This window comes from Glutamicibacter arilaitensis Re117 (assembly GCF_000197735.1).
In the GTDB taxonomy this organism is placed as follows: Bacteria; Actinomycetota; Actinomycetes; order Actinomycetales; family Micrococcaceae; genus Glutamicibacter; species Glutamicibacter arilaitensis.
Window position 1 is genome coordinate 3,150,796 of the sequence record NC_014550.1, and the last position, 25,742, is coordinate 3,176,537.

General features: G+C 59.8%; 26 protein-coding genes and 2 pseudogenes. 19 read left to right on the top strand and 9 right to left on the bottom strand.

The annotated features are described in order from the left end of the window. The first annotated feature begins 68 nt into the window (after positions 1-68). The 3 genes from AARI_RS15055 to AARI_RS15060 all read left to right on the top strand — a co-directional run bounded on the left by AARI_RS15055 (position 69) and on the right by AARI_RS15060 (position 2,960). Positions 69-1,130, top strand: coding sequence for a GTP-binding protein (locus tag AARI_RS15055; protein ID WP_013350134.1), 1,062 nt, complete (start codon positions 69-71; stop codon positions 1,128-1,130). Then, complete coding sequence (gene ykgO / locus AARI_RS19350; RefSeq protein WP_081461171.1) at positions 1,120-1,242, top strand: type B 50S ribosomal protein L36; 123 nt, start codon at positions 1,120-1,122, stop codon at positions 1,240-1,242. Before AARI_RS15055 ends, ykgO begins: the two co-directional genes overlap by 11 nt. Positions 1,243-1,469: 227 nt before the next feature. Beyond that, entirely contained in the window at positions 1,470-2,960 is a 1,491-nt protein-coding gene (locus AARI_RS15060) for an alanine/glycine:cation symporter family protein (protein ID WP_013350135.1), read from the top strand. 86 nt (positions 2,961-3,046) lie between these two features. Here the strand turns inward: AARI_RS15060 and AARI_RS15065 are convergent, their stop codons facing one another. Continuing rightward, the gene (locus AARI_RS15065; RefSeq protein ID WP_013350136.1) at positions 3,047-3,892 is read right to left on the bottom strand and encodes an HpcH/HpaI aldolase/citrate lyase family protein; all 846 of its coding nucleotides are present in this window, start codon (positions 3,890-3,892) and stop codon (positions 3,047-3,049) included. A gap of 613 nt (positions 3,893-4,505) precedes the next feature. Here AARI_RS15065 and AARI_RS15070 point away from each other — a divergent pair. After that, positions 4,506-5,987 (top strand): amino acid permease, encoded by a 1,482-nt coding sequence (locus AARI_RS15070; RefSeq protein ID WP_013350137.1) that lies wholly within the window; start codon positions 4,506-4,508, stop codon positions 5,985-5,987. Between the two features lie 24 nt (positions 5,988-6,011). Here the strand turns inward: AARI_RS15070 and AARI_RS15075 are convergent, their stop codons facing one another. From AARI_RS15075 to AARI_RS15085, 3 genes are all read right to left on the bottom strand, one after another. Next, positions 6,012-6,419, bottom strand: coding sequence for a DUF4262 domain-containing protein (locus tag AARI_RS15075; RefSeq protein ID WP_041649039.1), 408 nt, complete (start codon positions 6,417-6,419; stop codon positions 6,012-6,014). A gap of 52 nt (positions 6,420-6,471) precedes the next feature. Then, positions 6,472-6,936: a DUF4262 domain-containing protein gene (locus tag AARI_RS15080; RefSeq protein WP_013350139.1), complete on the bottom strand. Its 465-nt coding sequence runs from the start codon at positions 6,934-6,936 to the stop codon at positions 6,472-6,474. Between the two features lie 173 nt (positions 6,937-7,109). Continuing rightward, the gene (locus tag AARI_RS15085; protein ID WP_013350140.1) at positions 7,110-8,285 is read right to left on the bottom strand and encodes an NAD(P)-dependent malic enzyme; all 1,176 of its coding nucleotides are present in this window, start codon (positions 8,283-8,285) and stop codon (positions 7,110-7,112) included. A 381-nt stretch (positions 8,286-8,666) separates the two neighbouring features. Here AARI_RS15085 and AARI_RS15090 point away from each other — a divergent pair, with 381 nt between their 5' ends. From AARI_RS15090 to AARI_RS15100, 3 genes are all read left to right on the top strand, one after another. Then, positions 8,667-9,056, top strand: a complete 390-nt coding sequence (locus tag AARI_RS15090) for a helix-turn-helix domain-containing protein (protein ID WP_013350141.1) — start codon at positions 8,667-8,669, stop codon at positions 9,054-9,056. After that, positions 9,053-9,910 carry a hypothetical protein gene (locus AARI_RS15095; protein WP_013350142.1) on the top strand — a complete coding sequence of 286 codons (858 nt, stop codon included), beginning with the start codon at positions 9,053-9,055 and terminating at the stop codon, positions 9,908-9,910. The genes AARI_RS15090 and AARI_RS15095 overlap by 4 nt, the downstream gene beginning before the upstream one ends. Before the next feature lie 153 nt (positions 9,911-10,063). Further along, the gene (locus AARI_RS15100; RefSeq protein ID WP_013350143.1) at positions 10,064-11,299 is read left to right on the top strand and encodes an aminotransferase-like domain-containing protein; all 1,236 of its coding nucleotides are present in this window, start codon (positions 10,064-10,066) and stop codon (positions 11,297-11,299) included. Between the two features lie 96 nt (positions 11,300-11,395). Here the strand turns inward: AARI_RS15100 and AARI_RS15105 are convergent, their stop codons facing one another. Further along, positions 11,396-12,328 (bottom strand): LysR family transcriptional regulator, encoded by a 933-nt coding sequence (locus tag AARI_RS15105; RefSeq protein WP_013350144.1) that lies wholly within the window; start codon positions 12,326-12,328, stop codon positions 11,396-11,398. Between the two features lie 72 nt (positions 12,329-12,400). Here AARI_RS15105 and AARI_RS15110 point away from each other — a divergent pair, with 72 nt between their 5' ends. Next, positions 12,401-13,459, top strand: a complete 1,059-nt coding sequence (locus AARI_RS15110) for a YeiH family protein (RefSeq protein WP_013350145.1) — start codon at positions 12,401-12,403, stop codon at positions 13,457-13,459. A 37-nt stretch (positions 13,460-13,496) separates the two neighbouring features. Here the strand turns inward: AARI_RS15110 and AARI_RS15115 are convergent, their stop codons facing one another. After that, on the bottom strand, positions 13,497-14,276 hold the full coding sequence (locus AARI_RS15115; protein WP_013350146.1) for a 3-hydroxybutyrate dehydrogenase: 780 nt from the start codon (positions 14,274-14,276) through the stop codon (positions 13,497-13,499). Between the two features lie 236 nt (positions 14,277-14,512). On the opposite strand from AARI_RS15115, the gene AARI_RS15120 reads away from it, so the two are divergent. Then, entirely contained in the window at positions 14,513-15,217 is a 705-nt protein-coding gene (locus AARI_RS15120; RefSeq protein WP_013350147.1) for an NUDIX hydrolase, read from the top strand. A gap of 11 nt (positions 15,218-15,228) precedes the next feature. Here the strand turns inward: AARI_RS15120 and AARI_RS15125 are convergent, their stop codons facing one another. After that, positions 15,229-16,365, bottom strand: coding sequence for an acyl-CoA dehydrogenase family protein (locus AARI_RS15125; protein WP_013350148.1), 1,137 nt, complete (start codon positions 16,363-16,365; stop codon positions 15,229-15,231). A gap of 120 nt (positions 16,366-16,485) precedes the next feature. Here AARI_RS15125 and AARI_RS15130 point away from each other — a divergent pair, with 120 nt between their 5' ends. Further along, a complete protein-coding gene (locus AARI_RS15130; RefSeq protein ID WP_013350149.1) occupies positions 16,486-16,995 on the top strand; it encodes a GNAT family N-acetyltransferase in 510 nt (169 codons plus the stop codon). Here the strand turns inward: AARI_RS15130 and AARI_RS15135 are convergent. Beyond that, positions 16,992-17,303 (bottom strand): winged helix-turn-helix transcriptional regulator, encoded by a 312-nt coding sequence (locus tag AARI_RS15135; RefSeq protein WP_322786087.1) that lies wholly within the window; start codon positions 17,301-17,303, stop codon positions 16,992-16,994. The two genes, AARI_RS15130 and AARI_RS15135, sit on opposite strands and share 4 nt — an antisense overlap. 142 nt (positions 17,304-17,445) lie before the next feature. Between AARI_RS15135 and AARI_RS15140 the strand changes: the two genes are divergently transcribed. The 5 genes from AARI_RS15140 (at position 17,446) to AARI_RS15160 (ending at position 23,175) form a co-directional block, all read left to right on the top strand. Beyond that, positions 17,446-18,054: an NAD(P)-dependent oxidoreductase gene (locus AARI_RS15140; RefSeq protein ID WP_013350151.1), complete on the top strand. Its 609-nt coding sequence runs from the start codon at positions 17,446-17,448 to the stop codon at positions 18,052-18,054. Positions 18,055-18,185: 131 nt separating this feature from the next. After that, positions 18,186-19,850: an ABC transporter substrate-binding protein gene (locus AARI_RS15145; RefSeq protein ID WP_013350152.1), complete on the top strand. Its 1,665-nt coding sequence runs from the start codon at positions 18,186-18,188 to the stop codon at positions 19,848-19,850. 6 nt (positions 19,851-19,856) lie between these two features. Further along, positions 19,857-20,789 carry an ABC transporter permease gene (locus AARI_RS15150; RefSeq protein ID WP_013350153.1) on the top strand — a complete coding sequence of 311 codons (933 nt, stop codon included), beginning with the start codon at positions 19,857-19,859 and terminating at the stop codon, positions 20,787-20,789. Next, entirely contained in the window at positions 20,786-21,583 is a 798-nt protein-coding gene (locus AARI_RS15155) for an ABC transporter permease (protein WP_013350154.1), read from the top strand. Before AARI_RS15150 ends, AARI_RS15155 begins: the two co-directional genes overlap by 4 nt. Next, complete coding sequence (locus tag AARI_RS15160) at positions 21,580-23,175, top strand: dipeptide ABC transporter ATP-binding protein (RefSeq protein ID WP_013350155.1); 1,596 nt, start codon at positions 21,580-21,582, stop codon at positions 23,173-23,175. The genes AARI_RS15155 and AARI_RS15160 overlap by 4 nt, the downstream gene beginning before the upstream one ends. 103 nt (positions 23,176-23,278) lie before the next feature. Here the strand turns inward: AARI_RS15160 and AARI_RS15165 are convergent, their stop codons facing one another. After that, positions 23,279-24,067: an ABC transporter ATP-binding protein gene (locus AARI_RS15165; RefSeq protein ID WP_013350156.1), complete on the bottom strand. Its 789-nt coding sequence runs from the start codon at positions 24,065-24,067 to the stop codon at positions 23,279-23,281. A 229-nt stretch (positions 24,068-24,296) separates the two neighbouring features. Here AARI_RS15165 and AARI_RS19745 point away from each other — a divergent pair. From AARI_RS19745 to AARI_RS19370, 4 genes and pseudogenes are all read left to right on the top strand, one after another. Then, positions 24,297-24,518: pseudogene (locus AARI_RS19745) on the top strand (aldehyde dehydrogenase family protein); the annotation flags it as partial. 108 nt (positions 24,519-24,626) lie between these two features. Beyond that, positions 24,627-24,916 (top strand): annotated as a pseudogene (locus tag AARI_RS19360) (alcohol dehydrogenase catalytic domain-containing protein); the annotation flags it as partial. 33 nt (positions 24,917-24,949) lie between these two features. Then, positions 24,950-25,180, top strand: coding sequence for an MDR/zinc-dependent alcohol dehydrogenase-like family protein (locus tag AARI_RS19365; RefSeq protein ID WP_157867164.1), 231 nt, complete (start codon positions 24,950-24,952; stop codon positions 25,178-25,180). Between the two features lie 7 nt (positions 25,181-25,187). Beyond that, positions 25,188-25,622, top strand: coding sequence for a zinc-binding dehydrogenase (locus tag AARI_RS19370; protein WP_041649044.1), 435 nt, complete (start codon positions 25,188-25,190; stop codon positions 25,620-25,622). Positions 25,623-25,742: the final 120 nt, after the last annotated feature.

Below are 25,742 nucleotides of genomic sequence, written 5' to 3' on the forward strand. Positions count from 1 at the left end.
CCCCGGGCGCTTTAAGCCACCCTTTCCCTTTTTGCTATTGAGACCCATTCTCATATAAATTGGACATTGTGAATCTTATCGTCCTCTCCGCACTTGATACTTCCAGCCGCGACTCCGGCATGGAGCACCTGCGCCGTCACCATCGTGATGCGATCACCCTGCGCTACGACTTCGGCGACGGCAACCGGCTGGTTCGAGATGTTGCCGGTTCAGCAGCCACCGAGCATGCCGAAGCAGCCCTGGAACATCCGTGCATCGGCTGCGCCACGAAATACGAAATCCTGCCGACCATCCAACGCCTCGCGCCGGCAGACTCCGAGACCACCATGATCTTGGGATTGCCAGCGACATGGCCTAGTGGACGGTTGCTGGAGATGCTGGGCAACAAGCTCGAACCGCTGAACATCCAGATCAGCAGCATCACCTTGGCGCTGGACCCCATCGAGCTGGAAAACCAGATGTGGGACCGGCATACCCTGTGGGAGTCGGGATTCAACGCCATGGAACACGACGAAAGAACCTCAGGCGAGTTCTTCTTCACCGAACTAATGCAGGCAGATACCCTCGTTCCGGTCGAAGGGCTGGAAACCCAACTGCTTGAAAGCGCCGCAAGTCCACGACGCGCTGGCGGCTCCGACTTCACGGCAGGCGTAGAACTGGCCCGGCAAATGGCACCGCATGCCCAAATCTGCGTGCACGATGAGGAACCCGGTTCTTTCCATCCCGCCGCAGCACGCCGACGCACCCAGGCAGGGCATCTGCCTCGGATAACGGCAGCTGCCGGCAATGCCCCGATCCGACTGCTGGCCGAAAGGCCCCTTCATCCCGAGCGCTTCCGCGAAGCGCTGCCTTCGCTGGCCGAATCCTGCACCTGCATCCGCGGGGTGCTCTGGGTCTCGAGCACCTTGAGCGAACGCGTGGCCATCGGCGGGGCTGGCCCACGCGTCTGGATGGAAAACACTGGCGCCTGGGATTCGCATATCGCCGTCTCTGAACTACTGCTCTACGGATCCGAGCACGAAGCTTCGCAGATTGAGACGGTCTTCGAGCAATGCCAGGTCACCGAAGAAGAACTCAAGGACCTGTTCAGCTCCGCACATCATGAAGGAGGTGAATGGCATGAAAGTTAGGAATTCCATCCGCGCATTGAAGAAGGCGCCCGGCTCCCAGGTGGTCAGACGACGAGGTCGCGTCTTCGTGATCAACAAGCAAAATCCGCGCATGAAAGCGCGGCAGGGCTGAAGCCCGGAAATTGCCGGCGTCCACTTCGGTGGATGCCGGCAATGCAGCAGCCAGCCCGAACCCTTGGCCTTTTCGTGAAATTAAGTTAACGAACCGGACATGGCATCGTCCAGCGCGCTTTGTGACACGGCTCTCCCCTTGTCATATGATGGCACTCACATAAGGGGATCGGCTTCTGGCTTGAGACTCTTGATCATCAGTCACTCGCAAATAAGGATGTTAAATCCATGGACGATTTGGGCGCTCTCTTCGGAGATATTTCCTCCGTCATTTGGGGACCGTTTGTCCTCATCCCGCTACTTTTGGGCACTGGCCTGTACCTGACTATCCGTTTGGGCGGACTGCAGTTCATCAAGCTCGCCGCAGCGTTGCGGCTCGGGCTGCTCAAACGCAAAGATGCTGAAGCCGAAGGTGACATCTCGCAGTTCCAGGCACTGACTACGGCGCTGGCCGCCACTGTTGGTACCGGCAATATTGTCGGTGTTGCGACCGCCATCGGTATCGGTGGCCCGGGTGCACTGTTCTGGATGTGGGTTACCGGCCTGCTCGGCATGGCATCGAAGTACACCGAGGCCTACCTCGGCGTGCGCTTCCGTGGCACTGACGCAGCCGGTGAAAAATCCGGCGGTCCGCAGTACTACCTGGAACGCGGCATCAAGGGACCGTTCGGCAAGTTCTTGGCGCTGTTCTTCGCTATTGCCGCTACCCTGGCCTGCTTCGGCATCGGCAACATGACCCAGGGCAACTCCATTGCCGCTAACTTGGATAACTCCTTCAACGTGACCCCATGGGTTACTGGTGTCGTCCTGACCGTGCTGTCCATCGCCGTACTGGTTGGCGGCATCAAGTCCATCGGCCGCGTTACCGCTGGTTTCGTTCCGGTAATGATCATCTTCTACGTCGCTGCATCGATTTACATCCTGATCTCCAACGTCAGCGGCATCCCTGCCGCTTTCGGACAGATCTTCACCGACGCTTTCACCGGCACCTCGGCTGTTGGCGGCTTCGTCGGTTCGGCGATCATCATCGCTGTCCAGTACGGTGTGGCTCGCGGTATCTTCTCCAACGAGTCCGGCATGGGTTCGGCTGCTATCGCGGCTGCTTCGGCACAGACCACCCACCCTGTTCGTCAGGGCCTGGTCTCCATGACCCAGACGTTCATCGACACCATCATCGTCGTTACCTGCACCGGCTTGGTCATCGTCACCACCGGTACGTGGAATATGATCGATGAAGAAACCGGTGAACAGATCTCCGCCGCGCTGATGACCGGTCAGGCATTCACCAACGGCCTGCCTGGTGAGTGGGGCCACTGGATCGTGACTATCGGTCTGGTCATGTTCGCATTCTCCACCATCCTGGGCTGGTGCTACTACGGTGAGCGCAATATCGAGCGTCTCTTCGGCCGCAAGCTGGTCATGCCATTCCGCATCGTCTTCTCGCTGGTCGTCTACGTAGGCTGCACCACCGAGCTGACCGCCGTCTGGAACTTCTCCGACATGATGAACGGCCTGATGGCCCTTCCAAACCTTGTCGGCCTGCTGATCCTCTCGGGCATGGTTGTCCGCGAAACCCGCTGGTACCTCAAGCATGATCCGAAGCTGGAAGCCAACAAGGCCCAGATCGAGGACTTCATGAATGAGCGTCCAGGCTGGGCTGAGTGGAAAGCCGGCGATGTAGTCGGCTCTTCGCACCACCGCGGTGCTCACGAGGTATAACCCCCGTAGACTAAAAGAACCCGTTCAGCAGCTGATTGATTTCAACTGCTGAACGGGTTCTTTGCGTTCTAGCTAAAGTTAGATTCCTATGCGTTCCACAAACCGTAGGAGTCGGCCAGGTCGGCAATCTTCTGTGCACGGGCCAGACGTGGCAAGTACGAGCCATCGCCCACCGAAGCACCGGCAGCGTGCGCTTCGAGCAGTTCCATGGCCCAAGACAGCTCATCCTCACTAGGCGCCAGGGCAGCGTTGATGCCATCAACGTGCTCGGTGGACAGTGAAAGCTTGCCGGTCATGCCCATGGAGGCGGTCACACGGGTTTCCTCGGTCACCTTGGCTGCATCGGCACCTGCCGGCGGAGGTCCGTCAATGGCGCCTGGCAGCTTGCCCACACGTGAAGCGATCACCAATCGGCCGCGTGCATAGGCCAAGGCCATTGGGTCATCGGAAACACCGGTGTCCTTGCGGAAGTCGTTAATGCCGAAGGCCAAGCGGAACGTGCCCGGAGCCGAGGCAATCTTGGTTGCGTTCTCGACACCCAGTGCGGTTTCAATCAGGGCCAGTACCGGGGTACCTGCACGCAAGCGCATAGCGGAGTAGGTGACTTGTTCAGGCTGCTCGGTCATGGCCAGCATGATTCCGCGCAGGCCCGGGGTGCCAGAAAGTGCTGCAAGGTCATCGGCCCAGAAGTCAGTATCGATTCCGTTAACGCGAACCCAGGCGGTCATGCCGTTGGACAGGGCACGAACCACGTTGTCGCGAGCTTGGATCTTCTGATCATCAGGAACGGCAGCTTCCATATCGAAAATCACCGAGTCTGCTTCGCATGCCAGCGAAGGAGCGAAGGTCTCCTCCTTGGCCGCATTGACCAAGAGCCAGGAACGGGACAATTTTGCAGGAAGAGCCGCTGCTCGATGATTTCGGAAAGCCATGCTTCCTACACTACTCACTTGACCCTCTAAGCTTCCACTGGCCATGCACAGTATTTGATTCAAGTCCGCCAAAAGCCGTGAAACGCTCCGCTGAAGCCGTTGGTTTCCACCCTTCCAGTTTCACTGCGCAAGCAGCAGCATCAGCCACCTCGACATGCATCCAGCAGTACAGCCCTGCACTTCCCGCATCGTTTTCCCTGCTCTATACCGGTCTGGAAATTTGCGGAACTAGGCATCGAATGAGCTGAACCTACTACTCAACTAGCTTCCGTTTATTCCACGTGTGATAAACGGAAGATTTTGCTCGAAGAATTCCGGCCACATTCATCCCTTCCGGCCGCTTTCATCCCTTGAAGGTTCATGGTCCCAAGATCTTCTTGGCGCAAAAATCACCACTCGCGTGCAGATGCCTTCTGCCGAAGCAAATCTCCCGATCGCTTATTCTCCGCCGGATTCCAGTGGCATATAACCAAATTCACAACTATTAAGCTCGCTCGCAGTGGCCGATGACGACCAAATATAGCTAGCCAATGCATCTGTTATAACCTCATTCCGCGGTCTTGTTCGTCCTCCAAGCAGACCGTCTCCTTCGAAAGGCCGAAGGAATCTGCTCATGAAAGGCGCAGCCGTGGCGAATGCTCCCACGCAACTGAAAACCGATTCCGACGGAACGAAACTTGAGCGCGGCCTGTCCAGCAGGCACATCCAGCTCATGGCGATCTCCGGAGCAGTCGGCACCGGATTGTTCATGGGCTCAGGAAAGACCATTTCTGCCGCTGGACCGTCGGTCATTTTCGTCTACATGATCATCGGTTTCATGCTCTTCTTCGTCATGCGCGCCATGGGAGAAATCCTGCTCAGCAACCTGAGCTACAAGACTTTTGCGGAATTCGCCGGTGATCTTCTGGGACCTTGGGCTGCCTTTTTCACGGGATGGACCTACTGGTTCTGCTGGGTCGTCACCGGCATTGCCGACGTAGTTGCGATCGCGCAGTACGTTGCCTACTGGTGGGCTGAGATCCCGTTGTGGATCCCTGCACTTTGCTGCATTCTGTTGCTTGTCGGATTGAATCTGCCTACGGTGAAGGCGTTTGGCGAAACCGAGTTCTGGTTCTCCTTGGTGAAAATCGTTGCAATCTTGGCATTGATCGTCTGCGGGCTAGCCATGGTCGTCACCGGGTTCAGCTCTTCGGATGGCGATACCGCTTCCTTCGTCCACCTGTGGGCCCACGGCGGCATGTTCCCAACCGGTTTCATGGGTTTCGTAGCAGGCTTCCAAATCGCGGTCTTCGCGTTTGTCGGCATCGAATTGGTTGGTACAGCGGCTGCCGAGACCAAGGATCCTGAAAAGAATCTGCCCAAGGCCATCAACTCAATTCCACTGCGCGTGATCCTCTTCTACGTCGGCGCTTTGACAGTCTTGATGGCTGTAACGCCTTGGTACAAGTTCACTGCTAATGCATCGCCATTCGTTGGCATGTTCTCCATGGCTGGTTTGGCCGCCGCTGCTGGTCTGGTCAACTTTGTTGTACTGACCGCCGCCGCTTCCAGTGCGAATTCCGGGATCTACTCGACTTCGCGCATGCTGTTCGCTTTGTCCCAAGATGGCGACGCTCCACGGAAGTTCGGCAAGCTTTCTGCCACCCAGGTGCCACGTAATGCTTTGTTGTTCTCCTGCATTTTCCTTCTTGCGGCCGTCGTGCTGTTGTACGCAGGTGACTCCGTAGCGCAGGCCTTCACGTTGGTCACCACCGTATCGGCGTTGTGCTTCATGTTTGTCTGGTCAATGATTCTGATCAGCTACTTGGCTTTCCGCAAGTGCCGACCACAGCTGCATGACGCCTCGGAATTCAAGGTTCCCGGTGGCATGGGAGCCCCTTACATGGTGCTCGCCTTCTTCGTCTTCATTTTGTGGGCTTTGACCACGCAAGCCGATACTCGCGCAGCATTGCTGGCTACGCCCCTATGGTTCCTAGTTGTTGGAATCTTCTATCTGAAGGTGCGCAAGTCCAAACGCCATCAGCAGCTGCGTGCAGCGCATCGAGCAAAAGCTCTCTCTGAGAACAAAGCTGCCGAGGCCTACCGCCGTGGCTAACCGCTTCAACGAGCAAGTAGCAACCTAATTGTGCCGAGCCACGACGTATTCATGCGGCATGTCCCTGCCGACAAACAAAACTTCTAGCAGTCCCGTGCTTTCGCCGTATCGCTGGTAAGCCATGGGAACTTGCTTGCGGATCCCGGAACTGATTTTCGAGAAGTACAGCAATGTCCCGTCTTTCCACCGCCCGGTATGCCCGTGCGCGAAAACCTCATTGCAGTCCAGCACAGAGTCGGAATATCCGTTGAGCAACTGGATACTGTCTTCTGCGTTCAGCCCTCGAACGATGAATTCGGGATGACCGATGCGGGACAAGCCAACTGTGTAGGCAAAGGGTTGGCTCATGCGGTCTGGCTCAACAAAAATCACGACTCGTCCATGGTCGCGGATCTGCCGATCCGCCTTGGCTTCGACTTGCTTGCGGGTCATTCCATTGCACATATCGCACATGTTCAGGTTCCTCTCTTTCCTCCGCTTTTCCTCAAGCAATGCGGCGCAGATCCCGGTGAGCTGGCCGTTGCTGGATTACGGTGAAGTCCCTGGGAGCAATGCAGGACAGAGCCGTTACCGGGGTGTCGCCAAGGACTTGCTCCATGAGTGGTAGATTGTGCGGTTCCGCCTCTTGATCGCAAAAGACGAGCTCGCTGAATAGCGGTGTGTCGTGAATACCCTCGGAAAATACTTGGCCATGTTCGACGACCTGTGTCGCCAGATAAGTCAAAAGTCCGAAAACATCATCTTCTTCTCCACCAACGCTGACAATTTCAGGATGTCCACGTTTTGCCAGGCCCAGTGTGTACCCAACGACTTGTTGCCGCTTTGCCAGGCTTCCGAGTACTACGGCAAACCCTTGCGCTGCTATTTCGCTGGAAGCAATACAGCCAAGTAACTGCATTTCAGGCAGAGAGCTGCGGACGCTGAGGTGGACGCCATCCAGATCGCTCATCGCATTCCTCCTTGGTTGATCTGATGTCAGCAAGTGTGGCGCGAAATGATGGCACTGGCAGGAATTTCTTGCGATTGTGGATATCTGTTGGCCAAAGCCTCGAAATAGGCCAAGGCGCGAAAAAGCACTGCCAGCAACGAGTCGTTGCCGGCAGTGCTTTTAGTGCGAGGTTTCTACTTGGTCTTTTCCGCTTCAGCAGCCACTGCGGCGGCTACAGCAGGCATCACCCGATCGTCGGTTGCCGAGGGGATGATGTAATCCGCGGCCAGATCTTCGCCAACCAAATCGGCAATGGCATGCGCGGCAGCCACCTTCATGCCTTCGGTGATCTTCTTGGCTCCGGAATCCAGGGCTCCACGGAAGATGCCTGGGAAGGCAAGTACGTTGTTGATCTGGTTCGGGAAGTCGCTGCGGCCAGTCGCGACCACGGCCGCGTACTTGGCAGCAACATCCGGCATGATTTCCGGGGTTGGGTTGGACAGGGCAAAGATGATTGCATCCTTGTTCATCTTCGCAACCGCTGCTTCTTCGAAGGACGAGGAAGACAGGCCGACAACAACGTCAGCACCGTCCAAGGCCTCGGCCAGTCCGCCCATGACGTCTTCGCGGTTGGTGCGGCCAGCCAGATCGGCCTTGATCGGATTCAGGTCATCGCGTTCACGGTGGATGGTGCCACGCGAATCAAGCACGATGACGTCATCTACTCCAGCCGAAAGCAGCAGGTTGGTTACCGCGACACCGGCCGACCCTGCACCAGAGACCACGACCTTCAACGAACTGATATCGCGCTTGGTTTGGCGGGCCGCGCCGATCAAAGCGACCAGAACTACCACGGCGGTGCCGTGCTGGTCATCGTGCATCACTGGGATATCCAGTGCTTCGATGAGCCGCTTTTCAATTTCGAAGCAGCGCGGGGCGGAGATGTCTTCCAGGTTCACTGCACCGAAGCTGGGGCGCAGGCGGATGACCGTTTCGACGATTTCATCAACATCGGTGGTGTCCAGAACCAGCGGGATGGAGTCCAGTCCCCCGAATTCCTTGAACAGCGCGCTCTTGCCTTCCATCACCGGCAGGGATGCTGCCGCACCAATGTTGCCCAGACCCAGTACTGCGGTGCCGTCGGAGACGACGGCGACCAGGCGGGAGGCCCAGGTGTGGGTGGCGTGCTTGGACGGATCATCGGCGATGGCTTGGGAAACCTTGGCTACACCCGGGGTGTAGGCGATGGACAGATCGCGCTTGGTGTTCAGTGGCATCTTGGACTGGACAGAGAGTTTGCCACCCAGGTGGGCGTCGAAAACCTCTGCGTCGGTGATGGTGGACAGGTCTTTAGTGGATTCAATAGACATTGAATAGCTCTTCTTTCAAGAAAGTTCTGATTGACGAAAACGCAGTACCCACGAAGTTGGTGGCAGAGCGTAGGAACGCGCATGACCATTCATCCGACCGCAACGGAGCGTGACCCGCAGACAATTAAGCTGGGCTTCAGGCTTCCATATACACAATTCCCACAAGGGCTCCGCCGGGTGAGACTGGAGTATCCGCCGTGGTGTGCCGGAAGATGGTTGGTCAGTACTTTCTTTAGACCTACAATTTCCACCATACGGGAACCGTTCGGCGCGATACAACCCCCATTCGTCGCATCGGCGTCATAAACGATTTGCCATCTGCCAAAGGCAACGGGCCGTCATGAGGTGCGCCAAAAGCACATCTCAGGCAAAATAAGGGCCATGGCATCACCGACTTCAGCACTGGGCAAGGTCCGCACTTTCGAGGCATTGGACGAGAAGACCACGAAGCGACTTCGCCGCGCCTTGGACGAGTCAAACGACACGACGGTGTTCGTCAACGGCACCGCACTGCAGCTGCCAAAAGAAGCACATCAAGCGTTGATTGAGGTGCTCTCGCGTTTTGCTGATGGCGAGCCGGTCAGCATTGGTACGCCAGAGCTGCTGCTCAATACTTCGCAGGCAGCTCAGCTGGCCGGGATCTCCAACAGCTACCTGCGTAAATTGGCCGATGCTGGAATCATCGAAGTGGAATACCGCGGCACGCATCGCCGCATACGCCCGAGCGCAATTCAAGCTTGGTTGGATTCGCGCGCCGAGACCGAGAGGTGAAACCGTCTTCCGTCGGGGCGGCCAGCGCCCCTCAGGAAGTCGTTTGGTGGGACCGGCTGCTGATTCGGCTTCCAGGCTATTCGCTCTTTGCGTGGATGGGTGCCTATGGCATGTACCAAGCCGGCTACGTCACCTTGGGCTCCGCGGTACTGCTCTTCTTCACGGTGGCCCTGCCCTTGCTGGCAGGTTGGCAGGTTTTCCAAGTCATGCGCAGCCGCAAACGTGTTCAGGCTTGGCGAAGTTCCCAACGAATTGCCCAGGGCAATCTGGGTGTTCCCAACGTGCCCGAAATCCGGGCGAAGCTTGAACAGATCCGCACATCCGGGCTCTATCGCCCGGAGCCCCAAAAGCCACGGTTTGGCTCCCTGGCCATTTTCTGCATCATCCTTGCGGTGGCCGCGCTCGCTATTACCGTGGGAATTTTGCTGGCTAAGCTGGGTATTGTCGCGTTGACTGCGTTCGCAATCGTCGGGTTGCTCATGGCTGCAATACGTCCGCTGCAACTCATGGGCGTCCAGAATCGGGCGTACCGGGCAGTGGCCTCCATTTCCGAGAAGCTGCGCGAAGTTCGAGAACTGGTGGTCCAAGAGCGCCAGCTGTCCAGCCGGCAGCGCACCACGCAAGCTGTTAACAGCGTATTGGATATGTCCTTGCAAATCATCGACATGGCCATTGACCATTCCAAGTCCGGCTACTTTCGGGCTTCGGTGGATTGCGTTGATCTGCTGGATCTCTTGGCGCAAGAGTGCTGGCTAGGCGGGAGCAAGCCCCAGAACCTCGTTGAGAAACTTCGCGGACGCGTGAACGCGGCGCTGGGCCAACTGCACATTGAGGAACGCAATTCCTTGCGCTGAGGAAGAAGAATCAAGGCGTTGGGGGCGCAGATCTTGCCAACGCGTGAATTTCCTGCTGGAATACCAAAGTATTCTATTTGAAAACAAACCATGTGCCGCACCCAGCGCAGGAACCCCGCTCCCCGGCCCCGGGAGCTTTCGCCAAGGAGAACCATGACCACCGCACCAGAATCGCTGACTACTTTGCATGAAGCCTTGCTTTCCGAGCGCGCCGCCGGAATCAAGCAGTCTGCGGTGCGCGACGTTTTCGAGCTCTCGCTGGACCCTTCATTGGTCTCCCTGGCCGGAGGCAACCCCTTCCTGCAGCTGCTCCCGTTGGAAAAGGTCGGTGAGATTGCTCGGCGCATCATCGTCGAGCGGGGTCCCGAAGCGTTGCAGTACGGCTCTGGCCTTGGCACTCCTGAGCTGCGGGCACAGATTATCGACGTCATGGCAGCCGAAGGCATCACCAATGTCAAGGTCGAAGATGTTGTTGTCACCAACGGCTCCCAATCAGCACAGGACATGGCTTGCAAGGTTTTCTGCGATCCCGGTGACACCGTGCTGTGCGAAGACCCCACCTATGTCGGTGCGCTGAATACCTTCGAGGCCTACCAGGTCAAGGCCCGCCCAGTAGGCACCGATGGCAATGGTTTGATTCCAAGCGCTCTGCGCGAGCGCATTGCCGAACTGCGCGCGGCCGGCGAGCGCATCAAATTCCTCTACACCATCCCGAACTTCAACAACCCATCGGGCATTACCTTGGCGGCCGAACGCCGCCAGGAAATCGTGGACATCTGCCGCGAGGCCGGGATCTTGATTCTGGAAGATAACCCGTATGGCATGCTGCGCTATGAAGGTACCCCCGCTCCGACCCTGCGCAGCCTGGATCCCGAGAATGTCATTTACATGGGTTCCTTCTCCAAGATCTTCGCTCCGGGCCTGCGCATCGGCTGGGCTGCGGTCCCGACCCACCTGTTCCGCCGGTTCTACCTTGCCGGTGAAGCGGTAGCCCTGTGCCCGCCGACCTTGAACCAGATGATTATCAGTGCCTACCTGCAGGAGCATGATTGGAAGGGACAGATCACCAAGTACAACGATTTGTACCGTGCCCGCCGCGACGCGATGCTTGAGGCCTTGGCGAAGTACCTGCCGGCAGGCGTCACGCACACCCATCCTGAGGGCGGCTTCTTCGTTTGGCTGACCTTGCCAGAAGGCATCGATACCTACGCTCTGCTTCAGCAGGGTGTGAAGGCTGGAGTCATCTTCATTCCAGGTGCGGCTTTCAGCCCGAGCGGGGCGGCCGACAACAAGCTGCGTCTGGCTTTCTGCTCGGTTGATGAGAAGACCATCGACGAAGGCGTCAAGCGCCTGGCGGACCTGCTCACGAACGAGATCTCCAAGCTCTAGGACCGGCGGCTCGTACCGGGAACCCACACGTCCCTGTACAGACGGCCGCTCACCGCATTTCCCTGCCCTGTTCCAAAGTGCCGGTTAAACTGCCGATCAACCCTGCGCGGTTTTGGAGTCCACCGAAATCTCAAGCAGCTTCTGCTCGGTGGCATTCAATACGCGGTGTGCAGGCCAGATCGCCCTCAGCTCGCGCAACAGCGCAGGCCCGTCAAAAGGGATCTCGACTAGCAATCCCTGCTCCAGTTGGCTTTCCACCGCCAAGTGGCTGAGCACAGCCGGACCCATCCCGCGTGCCACGCACTGGCAAATTATGGCGTTGGAGTTGAAGACTGCTACCGGATTCGGTCGTTCGGCATGGGCAATGTAATCCAAGAACGCACGAGTGCCAGAGCCTTCCTCGCGTTCAATCAGCGGCGTGCTTTGCAATTCGTGCAGGCTCAGGGGTTCTTGGCGTTGCGCCCATGCATGCTCCGGTGAGGTGACTACGAGCATTTCATCCTGGAGTATCTGCCGGCTTTTCAGTCCCAGAGGAATATGCGGGGTTTCCACGAATCCCAGCCCGAGCTGCTCTTGCTGCACTGCGCGAATGACATCTTGCGAATTCATGATCTGCATTCGCGGCTTGACCTGTGGCAGGACGCGATGAAGTTGGCCAATCCAATTTGGCGCCAAAAATTCAGCCACCGTCATGCTGGCTCCGAACTCCAGCTCGCCCTCTCCGGATTCCGCCAGGGAGCGTGCTCCGTCGGCGAAGGCTTCCAGGCTTGCCAGGACTTCCCGAGCCCACTGGACGGTCAGCACCCCTTCAGCAGTCAATCGGGATCCCGTGGTTTTGCGGGCTACAAGCTGGTATCCGAGTCTGCGTTCCAAGGTTTTCAAGGCACGGGTGGCATTTGGCTGGGCCACGCCCGCCGCTCTGGCACCAGCGCTTAGGCTTCCGTGATCGGCGATGCCAACCAGCAGTTCAAGTGAAGAGGGTTGAATCCAGCGGGCAATGTCTTCAAGAGATGACGAACTGCTTTCCATATCATGATCATATGCCTGCAATAGCCAGAACGGGTATACCGCAATCGGCTAGGCCAGCGAAGAATTAAAGGCATGCACGACCCCACAAGTCCCGTCGACGAATCTGCCGCGTCAAGAACCGACGAGAGCACGCATCGAAAACCGGCTGCACGCCTCGCGTCCGCCCTTCCGGGATTGCTCCTCTGCTTGCTGGTCGGGGCCCTGTGCATGTTCGCCAGCCACTATGCCAACGGCTTGAGCGCACTGCTGCTGGCCATCGTCCTTGGTGCCCTGTGGCGCAACATTGCCCCAATTCCGCAGGCCTTTGAAGCCGGAACAGCAATCGCCGGCAAGCAGTTATTGCGTCTGGGCATCGTCTTGCTGGGTCTGCAGCTGTCTCTGCACACCATATTCGGCTTGGGTCCCGGAGCGCTCTTGGTGGTCGCTCTCTCGGTCGGCGTGACCTTCCTAGCCACACTGTGGATAGGCAAGAAGCTCGGCATGGACCTGCAGCAGCGTCTGCTGATCGCCACCGGCTTCTCCATCTGCGGCGCCGCCGCGGTCGCCGGGACCGAGAACGTCATCAAGGCCAAGCAGGAACAGGTCGCCACCGCCATCGGACTGGTGGTGCTCTTCGGTACCCTGATGATTCCGCTGATGCCCGCGGTGGGCTTGCTGCTCGGCATGGAAGAACGCAGTATTGGAATGCTCATCGGCGCCTCCACCCATGAGGTCGCCCAAGTAGTCGCGGCCAGCGGTTCAGTCGGCGCCGGGGCCTTGGCCGTCGCGGTAACCGTCAAGCTGGCCCGCGTGGTGCTGCTGGCTCCGATCATCGCCGGTGTAGGCCTGTACATGCGGCGCAACCAACTGGTTCAAGGCGGCAAGAACCCGCCATTGATTCCGCTGTTCGTACTCGGGTTCCTGGCCGCAGCGGTGCTGCGCACCACCGGAGTGCTGCCCGAGATCCTGCTTTCTGCTGCGGCCAGCTTGCAGACACTGTTGCTTGCAGCTGCCATGTTCGCCTTGGGGCTCGGAGTCCACCTGCGCGGCATGCTCAAATCTGGTGGACGGGCCTTACTGCTGGGATTGCTGGCCACCTTGGTGATCATCGCCGTATCCATCGCAGGCACCCTATTGCTGCCGCCGGCCTAGGAATGCCACCGGCTTTACCAAGAACAGTGCTTCCGGCTTATTTAGCACTCCAGCCACCATCCATGGTGTAGGAAGCGCCGGTGACCATGCCGGCGGCATCTGCGCTGAGCCATGTTGCCAATGAAGCGACTTCTTCGGGCTCCACCAGGCGTTTGATGGCTGCTTCGGCGAGCATGATTTTCTGGATAACTTCCGATTCGCCGATGCCATGGATCTTCGCTTGGTCGGCAATCTGCTTTTCCACCAATGGCGTGCGCACATAGCCCGGGTTGATGCAGTTGCTGGTGATGCCGTGCTCTGCGCCTTCCAAGGCGGTGACCTTGGACAGCCCCTCCAGTCCATGCTTGGCCGAGACATAGGCACTTTTGAAGGCACTGGCTCGCAGCCCGTGGATCGATGAGATATTGATGATCCGCCCAAATCCGCGTTCTCGCATGCCGGGCAATGCGGCACGGATCAGCAAGAACGGGGATTCAAGCATGAGCCGGTGGATCAGTCGCCAAGCTTCGGGATCGTATTCGTGAATTGGGGCCACTCTTTGCACGCCGGCGTTGTTAATCAGAATGTCGGTATCTATGCTCAGCTCTTCCAAGGACTTGGTATCGGCCAAATCCACGGCCCACGCCGTGCCGCCCAACTTCTGCGCCGCGTCTTCCGCGGCCCGCTTATTCAGGTCGGCAATCGTCACGTTTGCTCCAGCTTGGGCCAAGGCAGTTGCGCAGGCAAGCCCGATTCCCGAGGCGCCGCCGGTGACCAGTGCACGGCGTCCTGCCAACCGCGCAAAGTGCCCGCCAGCGGATCCTGTCTTTTCGCTCATCGATGTTTTGCCTTCCCGGTTGCTGAATATCCATTGCCGGTTTTTGCACCGGGTCCTTGGTTTCAAATTAGGCTCCGGGACTGAACCCGGTCAACGATATGAGCTGTGCAGATTCCGCAGGCAAATGTGCAAGCACGCACAGCAAGTCCCTCTGGTTCTGCAATTGCAGTGCGCCAGAAGCTAAGCTGGCCATGAATAAGCAATTAAGCCCCGCAGCACCAAGGACATGGTAGACAATGACGACTTCCCCGGCGCAGGGCGCCTCCGCTGACATCCCGATCCGCAAAGCGGCCAGCGTTCTGCTGCTTCGCGAAGCAGCGGACGGGTTTGAGGTTTTCATCCAGCATCGGGTGAGCACCATGGACTTCGCAGCCGGCATGGTGGTCTATCCCGGCGGGCGCGTTGATGCACAAGATGGCCAAGCGGTGAGCGAAGGCAAACTCGATGGCGCGCCCCTAGCGGAGCACGCCCAGCAGTGGAAGCACACCTCCGTTCATGCCGAAGGTCCCGAGCAGGCCCAGTATCTGGCCGGTGAAATTCTGGCGGCAGCGCGCCGCGAGGTCTTCGAGGAGACGGGTCTGCTGCTGGATCCTGGCCAGCTGCACCCGTGGGCGAACTGGGTGACCCCAGCTGGTTTCCCCCGGCGTTTCGACACCTACTTCTTCGTTGCGGCATTGCGTGCGGACCAGGACCCGCGCCACCAGACCACTGAAGCAGTGGTCTCCAAGTGGGTGAGCCCGGTGGCACTGTTCGCATCGCTGGAACGCGGCGAGGTTAAAATGATGCGCCCCACCCAGCGCACCTTGTTGGATGCGATGGAGCGGGGCAGCATCGAACAGATCATCTCCAGCAAGCCGGTGATCTCCTCGGTTCATCCAGACCCTAAGGACTCCCAGTCAGGGAATGCTGTGCGCAGTACCGAACAGCATTTCAACAGCTGAACCGCTGCAGCTCAGGATTCCAAAAGGGTACGTCCCACGATGAGCGACATGATCTCGTTGGTGCCCTCGAGGATCTGATGCACACGCAGATCACGGGCGATCTTCTCCATCCCGTAATCGGCAAGGTAGCCGTACCCGCCATGCAGCTGGATGGCACTGTTCGCGGCGTTGAATCCGGCATCCGTTGCCATCTTCTTGGCCATTGCGCACAACCGCACCCGGTCCGGACTCTTGGCATCCAAGGCCGCTGCGGCGCGGCGCAGCAGTGACCGCGCGGCTTCCAATTCCATGTCCATTTCGGCCAGCTTGAAGACCAGTGCTTCTTGGCGGGTCAATGGTCCGCCGAAAGCCTGGCGCTCCTTCAGATACAGCGCTGATTTTTCCAGCGCGCTCTGCCCGCCGCCCAGCGAGCAGGCTCCGATATTCAGCCGGCCGCCGTTCAGTGCCTGCATGGCCATGGAAAAGCCTTGGCCTTCTTCGCCCAGCAGGTTCCCGGCGGGAATGCGCACGCCTTCCATGATGACCTGTCGGGTGGGTTGTGCTTTCCATCCCATCTTCTTTTCGTTCGGGCCGAAGCTCAGGCCTTCAGCGTCCCCTGGAACCAGGAACGCGCTGATGCCGCGTGATCCGGTATCGGCGGTGCGGGCCATGACGATGTAGAGCGCTGAGCTGCCGGCACCCGAGATGAACTGCTTGACCCCGCTGAGCACATACTCGTCTCCGTCCCTGCGGGCGCGAGTGGACAGGGCCGCCGCGTCGGAGCCGACACCCGGCTCGGTCAGGCAGTAGGAGCCCAGGTCTTCCATGGCGGTCATCGACGGCAGCCATTTGGCACGCTGTTCATCGTTGCCGAAAGTGTCCACCATCCACACGACCATGTTGTGGATGGAAATATATGCGGCAAGGGTCGGATCAGCCTTGGCGAGTTCTTCGAAGACCAGCACCGCGTCGCTGCGACTCAGTCCGGATCCGCCATGGTCTTCTGAAACGTAGATCCCGCCCATGCCCAGCTGCCCGGCTTCGGCCAACACGTCGACCGGAAAATGCTGCTCTTGGTCCCATTTCAGGGCATTGGGAGCAATCCTGGTCTCGGCAAAGTCATGGACCATCTCAATCAATGACTTCTGGTCTTCGCTTACTTCAAACAACACCGGCTCCTTTGCCTGCTACTTGCCGTCTTTGACCTCAGTCTATGTGATGGAGGATACAATTAGGGCAAATCAAATAAGATCCGAAGCATTCATTTCGAAAGTGTTGGGCTAACCCCTATGCAGATCCGAACAAGCACTGCCGGCGATTGGCCTGAGATCTTCAGCTTCTACCAAAAAATCATGGATGAGGGACAGACTTACGCCTTTCCGCTGAACCAGGCATTGGAGGAAGCGCGGCCCTGGTGGATGGAGCAGCCGCCGGGACAAACGGTCGTTGCCGTGGCTGATAAAAGGATCATCGGCTCGGCCAAAATGGGACCCAACAAGCCCGGAGCCGGCTCCCATATTGCCACCGCCTCATTCCTGGTTGACCCGCAAGCGCGCAATCGCGGCGTGGGACGATCCCTGGGCCAATATGTGATCGATTGGGCTAGGCGGGAAAATTACCACGGCATCCAGTTCAACGCGGTGGTCGAGACCAACGAGCCGGCGGTGCATTTATGGCAATCGCTGGGCTTCAAGATCCTGGGCACTGTTCCAGGTTCGTTCAACCACCCAACCAAGGGCCTGGTGGGCCAGCACTTCATGTTCCTGGACTTGCGCCCGGCCCCTGCCTCAAGCTCCTAGCGGAGGGCGTCGAACCGTTCCCGCGCGGCGAGCACCTTGGGCACATGCTCCTCGGACCAGAGGCGCAGGATTTCCATGGGCTCCAGGATCCCTCGGCCCAAATCGGTCAGCTCGTAGTCGACCCGCACGGGCACCTGCGCGTATACGGTGCGCTGCACCAGTCCGTCGCGTTCTAGGTTGCGCAGGGTATTGGTGAGCACCTTCGGGGTAACCGCTCCGATGCCTTGGCGTAATGCGGAGAAACGATGCGCACCGCCAGCAAGGGTCAAAAGGACCAGCGGTGTCCATTTATCGCCTAAACGCTGCATAATTTCACGTGAAGGACACTCCTGCACGAACACGTCAAAAGAGCCATGGCTATCCATGAGGAAACCTAGTTTCGTTGTAGTGGCCGGTATCTAAAAGATACCATTGTGCTGAACCCAATCCCTTTCAAGGAAAGAGAGCACCATGAAGATTGCAGTTTACGGAGCTACCGGCATGGTCGGCTCGGAAGTTGTTGCCGAAGCCATTTCCCGCGGCCATGAAGTCACCTCCGTATCCCGTTCGGGCAAAGAGGTCGCAGGCACCACCGCGGTGGCTGCCGAACTGTCCGATGGCGCGACCTACCGCGACCTGGGCAAGAACAACGACGTGATTGTCATTGCCGTTCCGCCATCGCGCACCGGCGGGGACCACCAGGAATACCTGGACGCTTTCGAGCAGATCACCGAAACCCTCATCCCTGCCCGCCTGGTGGTTGTCGGCGGCGCCGGCGCTACCGAGGTCAACGGCGTGCGCCGGGTCGACACCCCGGGCTTCCCCGAGGAATACAAGGCCGAAGCCACCACCGGCGCCGAGGTCTACGACATGTTCACCTCGGTCTCCGGGATCACCTGGACCGTAGTGGCTCCTGCCCCGGTCATCATGCCGGCACGCCGCACCGGAAGCTACACCCTGGGCACCGACTCGCCAGCTGGCGACTTCGTTTCCAGCCAGGATTTCGCGGTAGCGATTCTCGATGAAATCGAGACCCCGGTCCACGCCAACCGCCGCATGAGCGTAGCCAGCGAAAAGTAAAACCGCTGGCAGCTGGCAGCAATGCGCACGTCGCCAGATCGGAGCCTTTGGCTCCGATCTGACGAATGCGTCCCGGATGACTAGAGTTGGATAGGTCATCATCACTAGTTCATCGAGGTAAGCCCTTCCCCATGCAACGTAACTCGCGCGCGTCCCGAATCCTCAGCTGTGCCATTGCGCTTCCGCTACTTGGTTCCCTTCTAGCCAGCTGCTCCGCAGGAACCGGGTCCGACCCCGCAGCCCAGGAGGTGCAGCCAGTTTCCGGCGGCACCCTGGTCTATGCATCGGGCGACGCCGAACCTGCCTGCTTGGATCCGCATGTGGGTGGAAACTACCCGCAGGCCCTGGTTGCCAGCCAGTACCTCGAATCCCTGTTCACCAAGGATGAGGACGGGAAAATCATCCCGTGGCTGGCCGAAAGCACCGAGGTTTCCGAAGACGGACTGGCCCGCACCATCACCTTGCGCGAGGGCATCTCCTTCACCGACGGCACCAAGCTGACCGCCGAAGCCATCAAGGCCAATATCGAGCACCTGCAGGACCCGAACACCGCTTCCTCCACCGGCTACCTGGCCGTGGGCAAGGTCGTTGACATCGAGGTCATCGACGAGCTGACCGCCAAGCTGAAGCTTTCGGCCCCGGATAACGCGCTGCTCGAATCGCTGTCCATGCCGTGGACCGCCATCGAATCCCCCAAGGCCCTGGAACGCGACCAGGCCACCAACTGCGCCTCCCCGGTAGGCACCGGCCCGTTCAAGGTCGAGTCCTGGGAGCACCAGCAGGCCGTGAACCTGGTCCGCAACGAGGACTACGTGCTGCCGGTGGAAAACGCTGAACGCACCGATGACCTGGCTTACCTGGACGCCATCACCTGGCGCTTCATCCCGGAAGCCGCAACCCGCTATGCAGCCCTGCAATCCGGCGAGGTCGATGTCATCGACAACGCCCAGCCAGATACCATCGCCACCGCGTCGAAGGATGACGCCCTGGGCCACCTGGATGCCCCACGCCCGGGCGCTTCGAACCGCATCGAGCTGAACAGCGCCAAGGCGCCATTTGATGACCAGCGCGTGCGCGAGGCATTCATCCGCTCCGTAGACGCCAATGCAGGCATCTCCTCGCTGTTCTTCGACACCACCAAGCGCAGCTACTCGCTGCTCTCCTCGGTGGAGCCGCTGGGCTACTCCGACGAGTCGCTGTTCACCACCGACGTCGCCAAGGCCAATGCGCTGCTCGATGAAGCAGGCTGGAGCGAACGCGACGCCGAAGGCTACCGCGTGAAGGACGGCAAGCGCTTGTCGCTGACCTTCCCGGTCTCCACCAACCAGTCCGTTCCTGCCGAGCAGTCCCTGTTCGAGCAGTTCCAGGCCCAGGCCAAGGCCGTGGGCTTCGAGGTCAAGATCGAGCTGCTGGATCTGTCCAGCTGGTACGGCGCGCTGGCCAAGCACGAATACAACCTGGTCTCCGCTCCGTACACCAAAGTCGGACCGTCGGTGCTGCGCATCCTCTACCACTCCAATTCGACCGTGCCAGCACCATCGGGCTACTTCGCCAACAACGCCCAGGTGAAGGATGAGAAGCTCGATGAGATCCTGACCCAGGCCGAGGAAACCAGCGACGAAGCAGAACGCGCCAAGCTCTACGAGCAGGCGCAGAAGATCGTGCTGGAAGGCTACTACGTGCTGCCGCTCTACGATCAGCAGAACCACTTCCTCTACGGCAAGAACGTGCACGGGGTTGGCGCCACCACCGCGGTGTCCTCCCCGATCTACTACGACACCTTCATCACCAAGTAGCAGTACGTGGGCACGATTGCTTGGGCCGGGCGCAAAGCCGGTGGCGCACTGGTGGTGCTGTGGCTGGTAGCCACCACCATCTTCATTGCCATCCGGCTGATTCCCGGCGACCCGGCCGAAGCAATCATGGGAGGGCCCGGCTCGCAGGCCTCGGCCGAAGCGCTGGCCGCCGCCCGCGCCGAATACGGGCTGGATCAGCCGCTGGCGCTCCAGTACCTGATGTATCTGGGCAAGCTGGCCACCTTGGACTTCGGTACCTCGTATTCGCTCAAGCAGCCGGTCACCCAGATCATGGGCGAGGTCCTGCCCAATACCCTGTGGCTGTCGCTGCTGGCTCTGGGGGCCGCTTGGCTGCTGGCCCTGTGCTTCTCGGCCTTGGCCATGCGCGTCAACCGCGTGGGCGCGGTGATCGGGAACATCCTGGAAATCATTGCCGCCGCGGTGCCGCATTTCTGGCTCGGCGCGGTGCTGATCATGCTCTTCTCCTCGGTGCTCGGCTGGCTTCCGGCAGTGGATAACGGCACCGCCAAGGGCCTGGCGCTGCCAGTGCTGACCCTGGCCTTGCCACTGGCCGGATTCCTCACCCAGCTGATGCGCGATTCACTCTCCGAAGCCATGAGCAGCCAGTTCGCGCTGGCCGCCCGCGCCCGCGGCGAAAGCAAGCTGGCCGTCTTCTGGCGCCATGGCCTGCGCCACGCAGCCTTGCCTGCTTTGAGCCTGACCGGCTGGGCCTTCTCCTCGCTGCTTTCCGGCGCCGTGGTGGTCGAAGCGATCTTCGCCCGTCCGGGCTTGGGCCGCTCGCTGCTTTCGGCGGTGCTGGCCCGCGACATCCCGATGGTCACCGGCATCGCCTTGTTCTCCGCGCTGGTGTACATCGTGGTCATGGCGATCACCGAAGGCATCGAACGCGCCATCAACCCGGCAGGGGCAAGCTCATGAGCCGCACCGCCAGAGTCCTCTGCGCAGCATTCATCGCCCTGTGGCTGCTCATCGCCTTGGCCCCCTCGGTGCTCGCCCCGGGAGACCCATTGGCCATTAACCCGGTCGAGGCATTCCAAAAACCCGGCGCCGCGCATTTGTTCGGCACCGACGAGTCCGGACGCGACATCTACACCCGGGTGATCCATGGTGCCCGCGATTCACTGTCCATCGGCTTGGCTGCCACCGGTCTGGGCATGGGATTGGCCATCATCCTGGGCACCGTCGCTGCGCTATCCCCGCGCTGGTGTGACGAGATCATCCTGCGCGTGCTCGAAGCCCTCTATGCGATTCCTTCCTTGCTGATGGCCTTGTTGATCATTGCCTTCACCGGCCCCGGTGTTGGCCCGGCCATCGTCGCGGTCGGATTGTCCACCGCTCCGGGCTACGCCCGGTTGGTGCGCAGCCAGATCCGCCTGCTGAAGAATTCTGAAATGCTTGAAGCCGCCACCGTGCTGGGCCGCGGCACCTGGCTGCTGGTGCGCAACCATTTGGTGCCCAATGCCCTGAAACCCCTGCTGGCGCTGGTCACCTTGGGCATTGGCCAGGCCGTCATCTGGGCGGCCGCGTTGTCCTTCCTTGGCTTGGGCACTCCCCCGCCAGCTCCCGAATGGGGTGCCATGCTTTCAGCCGGACGCACCTATCTGCACTTCGCATGGTGGATGAGCCTGTTCCCAGGTCTGGCAATAGTTTTCGTGGCCGCTGGTGCCACGATGATTGGCCGTGCCTTAGGCGCAAAGGCCAGGGCCCTATGAGCGAGCAAGCAATGATTACCGTCAGGGATCTTTCGGTCAGCTTCGGCACTACAGCTGCGGTGAAGAACATTTCCTTCACCGTGGTCCCCGGACGCTGCCTGGCATTGGTCGGCGAATCCGGGTCGGGGAAATCCGTGACTGCGCGCAGCCTGCTTGGCCTCTCCGGCGGTACCGTCAGCGCCACCGAGCTCTCTGTCTGCGGGCAGAATGCCTTGGCGCTGCCTGACCGCAGCTGGCAGCAGATCCGCGGGAATTCGGTGTCCATGATCTTGCAGGATGCCCTGATGGCCTTGGACCCCTTGCGCCCGGTGGGCCGGGAAATCGGTGATGCGCTCAAGGTCCACGCCAAGCTGCCCAAATCCGAACGCACCCAACGGGTGCTGCAGGTCCTTGAATCGGTGCGCATGCCCGAACCTGAGCGCCGCGCCAAGCAGCGTTCCACCGAGCTATCCGGCGGCATGCGCCAACGTGCCCTGATTGCCCAAGCATTGGCCGGCAACCCCCAGGTGGTCATCGCCGATGAGGCGACTACCGCCTTGGACTCGGCCTTGACCGCTCTGGTTCTGTCGCAGCTGCGCGAGCTCAAAGAACAGGGCCGCGGCGTGCTGATGATCAGCCACGATCTGGCCCAGGTAGCTCATCTGGCCGATGACATTGCGGTAATGCGCCATGGAGAAATCGTCGAGGCAGGCACCACCGAGCAGATTCTAGGCAACCCCCAGCACGAATACACGCGCCAACTGCTGCGCGCGGTTCCCTCGGGGGTGCCGCGCTTCACTGCACTGTCGGCAGCCAGCAAGCCGTTGACGGCACCGCTGCCAAATCAACCCGTGGATGCTGACCCCGCACTATCCGTGACGCAGTTGTCCAAAGCCTTTGGCAAGCATCAGGCTGTGGAGGAGATCAGCTTCGAGCTGCCGAGAGGAAAGACCTTGGGGATTGTCGGTGAATCCGGGTCCGGGAAGACCACCACCGCACGCATGGTGCTGGGCTTGCAGATGCCTGATGACGGCAGGGTCCAGCTGCTCGGCGAGCACTTCGCCCCGGCCCACGAATCCCAGCGCCGAATGCTGCGCGAACAAATGGGCGCGATCTACCAGAACCCTCTGGGATCTTTTGATCCTCGCTATTCGGTGGGACAGTTGCTGACCGATGCGCTCAGCCGCGGCACGTCAAAGCGCGCCGCCGAGTACCGCAAGACAGTGGCCGAGCTGCTCGAACAGGTTGAGTTGTCCACCGATTTACTGGGCCGCAATCCACGCGAGCTCTCCGGCGGCCAGCGCCAGCGCCTTGCCATTGCCCGCGCCTTGGCACCTAAGCCATCAGTGCTGGTGCTCGACGAGCCGGTTTCCGCCTTGGATGTTTCCATCCAGGCCACGGTGCTGGATCTGCTGGATCGGATCCAGCTGGAAACCGGAACCAGCTATCTGTTCATCAGCCATGATCTGTCGGTCATCGAGCACATGAGCGATGCCGTCGCGGTGATGAACCAGGGCCGCATCATCGAGCAGGGTGCTACTGCCCAGGTGTTCGGCGCCCCGCAACAGGAGTACACTAAGCTCTTGCTTTCGGCGATGCCGCGGTTGCGCTGAAATCTCCTGGCACACTGCCACGAGCCCGCAATCAGCGCTGCCCTGTAAAACAACGCCTGGAGGCGTTGTTTTACAGGGCAATTCGCCGCAGCGGCCACGCTTCTTAGATCGAGGCGTGCGACTTCGCGTTCTGGATCAGGGTGAATACCTGCTCGCGGACTTCTCCGAAACGATCCAGGCGCTTGGTTTCCAGCTGGTTGCGTGGATTTGGCAGCTCGGTGCGGATATTTTCGGTAATCTTCGTAGGGGCACCGGAGAGCACCAGCACCCGATCCGCCAGGTAGACGGCTTCATCGATATCGTGGGTAACGAACAGCACCGTCGTGTTGTACTCATCGCGCAAACGCAGGACGAGGTCTTCCAGCTCAATGTGCGTCTGGGCATCGACTGCGGCAAAAGGTCCATCCATCAAGAGCACATCCGGGTTGTAGGCCAGGCCGCGCGCGATCGCCGCACGCTGCTGCATGCCGCCGGACATCTGCCACGGATAGACCTTGCCCCTGCCAGCCAGTCCTACCGATACCAGCGCTTGGTCGACCCGGGTCGCAATCTCTTGTTTGCTGCCTTTCCCTTTCAGGGGAAGCGCTACATTGTCCGACACACTCATCCACGGCAGCAACGACCGGGAGTAGGCCTGGAAAACCACTGCAAGCTTGGCCGGTGGTTCAGTAACTTCCTGCCCCTCGAAGACGGTCTTGCCGCTGGTCGGCGGCTGCAAGCCGGCGATGTTGCGCAGCAGCGTCGTTTTGCCCGAGCCCGAAGGACCCACAATGCAAACGAATTCGCCGCGGTTGACCTCGAAATTATTGCCCTCGAGAATGGCCACATCTCCATAGCTCTCGCGCAATTCTTCAACGCACAGCAGAGTCTGTGCGGGATATTGATTGTTCATGATGGATCTCAGGCTTTCTCGCTAGCGGCATACATTCCGTGGTGCCAGGAAATAACGCGGAGTTCTATCAATACGAAGATGAGGGTCGCAACATAGCCGAGCAGGCCCAGCACAATGGTTCCTACCCAAGTTTCCGGAACTGCGAAGAACTGCTGCGAATTCAGGACGTAGAAACCAATCATGACCTACACGGATGAAGACGAAGTGATCGCCCGATTCAAATGATTCCGACTACGGGCTCTCGGCCTCGGTATGGACCGAGAATCTGGCCCGGGGACATCGTCTGGCGGCGCGGATTTCGGCGGGTGCTGTGCGCGTGAATACCGCTTCCGGCCTGGACCCGGCGGCCCCATGGAGCGGCATGCGTGCCTCGGGCTGGGGTCGCGAAATGGGCGAGGAAGCCTTAGAGGCCTACACCGAAGTCAAGGCAACCTGGATTGGATTGGAATAGAAAATGAAGCTGCAAGCTGCCGTTATTGACGGGGTCAACGCCAAATGGGACGTGCTCGAAGTCGAACTGCGCGAAACCGAGATCCGTCCCGGAGGAATCCTGATTCGTATGGGAGCCGCTGGCCTCTGCCACACCGATGAGCACATCCGCCACGGCGAACTGCCCGCGCAGTTCCCTCTGGTCGGCGGCCACGAAGGCGCCGGAGTCGCCGTCACCGTGGGCGAAGGGTTACCCACATCAAGCCCGGCGACCACCTGGTCTTCACCTTCCGTCCCAGCTGCGGGCTCTGCCGCTACTGCGCGGATGGCAAGGCCCACCTGTGCACGGAAATCGAGCAGATCAAAACCGGAGACACGGACCCTCGTTTCTCCCAGGACGGCATTGCGCTCAATGCCCAGAGCCTGATCGGGACCTTTGCCGAGCACGCCATCGTGAAGGCCACATCGTGCGTGGTCATCGACAAGTACATCTCCATGGATGTCGCGGCTCTGCTGGGCTGCGCCATTCCTACCGGTTATGGCGCTGCGGTCCACGCAGGAAAGGTCCAGCCCGGCGACCATGTGATCGTCGTGGGCATGGGAGGCGTGGGCACCAACGCGGTGCAGGGCGCCAAAGTTGTTGGTGCTTCAACCGTCGTGGCTGTGGACTTATCCCCGCAATAAGTTGTAGTTGGTCCGTGAATTCGGTGCCGATGCCGCATTCGCTTCCTTGGATGAGGCGGATGAGTACATCGACGCCGCCAGCCATGGACGCAAGGCCACCGTGGTGATCCTGACCGTTCCGGTCGCCCCGCTGGCAACGCAGGCGATCTCCGTCCTGGACCAGGGCGGACTGCTGGTCCTCGCTGCCTTGGGCAACCCCGCCAAGTTCCGCTTGGACATTCCGGTCAACCAGATGGTCATGAACGACATCACCGTGCGTGGCACAGTGATGGGTTCCTCCTCGCTGCGTCGCGATCTCCCGACAATCCTCGCGCTGTACCGGCAGGGCAAGTACAAGCTCGATGAGCTGATCACCCACCGGTACAGCCTCGCGAATATCCGCGAAGGATACAGCCAGCTCGACCAAGGCGATGTCGTGCGCGCGGTTATCCAATACAACTAGCCACCGCAGCTGTATCGTCCACGGCAAAGCGCATGCTCCGCATTCTGGCTCCAAGCAGCGTTCAGAATGCGCAGCATGCGCTTTGCAGTTTCCCTATAGCCCAAGACTGCCCGGTTGCCG

Excerpts from the sequence above, each read along its gene's own strand:
- ykgO (WP_081461171.1), top strand. The coding sequence starts at position 1,120 with ATGAAAGTTAGGAATTCCATCCGCGCATTGAAGAAGGCGCCCGGCTCC.
- AARI_RS15060 (WP_013350135.1), top strand. The coding sequence starts at position 1,470 with ATGGACGATTTGGGCGCTCTCTTCGGAGATATTTCCTCCGTCATTTGG.
- AARI_RS15065 (WP_013350136.1), bottom strand. The coding sequence starts at position 3,892 with ATGGCTTTCCGAAATCATCGAGCAGCGGCTCTTCCTGCAAAATTGTCC.
- AARI_RS15070 (WP_013350137.1), top strand. The coding sequence starts at position 4,506 with ATGAAAGGCGCAGCCGTGGCGAATGCTCCCACGCAACTGAAAACCGAT.
- AARI_RS15075 (WP_041649039.1), bottom strand. The coding sequence starts at position 6,419 with ATGACCCGCAAGCAAGTCGAAGCCAAGGCGGATCGGCAGATCCGCGAC.
- AARI_RS15080 (WP_013350139.1), bottom strand. The coding sequence starts at position 6,936 with ATGAGCGATCTGGATGGCGTCCACCTCAGCGTCCGCAGCTCTCTGCCT.
- AARI_RS15085 (WP_013350140.1), bottom strand. The coding sequence starts at position 8,285 with ATGTCTATTGAATCCACTAAAGACCTGTCCACCATCACCGACGCAGAG.
- AARI_RS15090 (WP_013350141.1), top strand. The coding sequence starts at position 8,667 with ATGGCATCACCGACTTCAGCACTGGGCAAGGTCCGCACTTTCGAGGCA.
- AARI_RS15100 (WP_013350143.1), top strand. The coding sequence starts at position 10,064 with ATGACCACCGCACCAGAATCGCTGACTACTTTGCATGAAGCCTTGCTT.
- AARI_RS15105 (WP_013350144.1), bottom strand. The coding sequence starts at position 12,328 with ATGGAAAGCAGTTCGTCATCTCTTGAAGACATTGCCCGCTGGATTCAA.
- AARI_RS15110 (WP_013350145.1), top strand. The coding sequence starts at position 12,401 with ATGCACGACCCCACAAGTCCCGTCGACGAATCTGCCGCGTCAAGAACC.
- AARI_RS15115 (WP_013350146.1), bottom strand. The coding sequence starts at position 14,276 with ATGAGCGAAAAGACAGGATCCGCTGGCGGGCACTTTGCGCGGTTGGCA.
- AARI_RS15120 (WP_013350147.1), top strand. The coding sequence starts at position 14,513 with ATGACGACTTCCCCGGCGCAGGGCGCCTCCGCTGACATCCCGATCCGC.
- AARI_RS15130 (WP_013350149.1), top strand. The coding sequence starts at position 16,486 with ATGCAGATCCGAACAAGCACTGCCGGCGATTGGCCTGAGATCTTCAGC.
- AARI_RS15135 (WP_322786087.1), bottom strand. The coding sequence starts at position 17,303 with ATGCAGCGTTTAGGCGATAAATGGACACCGCTGGTCCTTTTGACCCTT.
- AARI_RS15140 (WP_013350151.1), top strand. The coding sequence starts at position 17,446 with ATGAAGATTGCAGTTTACGGAGCTACCGGCATGGTCGGCTCGGAAGTT.
- AARI_RS15145 (WP_013350152.1), top strand. The coding sequence starts at position 18,186 with ATGCAACGTAACTCGCGCGCGTCCCGAATCCTCAGCTGTGCCATTGCG.
- AARI_RS15155 (WP_013350154.1), top strand. The coding sequence starts at position 20,786 with ATGAGCCGCACCGCCAGAGTCCTCTGCGCAGCATTCATCGCCCTGTGG.
- AARI_RS15160 (WP_013350155.1), top strand. The coding sequence starts at position 21,580 with ATGAGCGAGCAAGCAATGATTACCGTCAGGGATCTTTCGGTCAGCTTC.
- AARI_RS15165 (WP_013350156.1), bottom strand. The coding sequence starts at position 24,067 with ATGAACAATCAATATCCCGCACAGACTCTGCTGTGCGTTGAAGAATTG.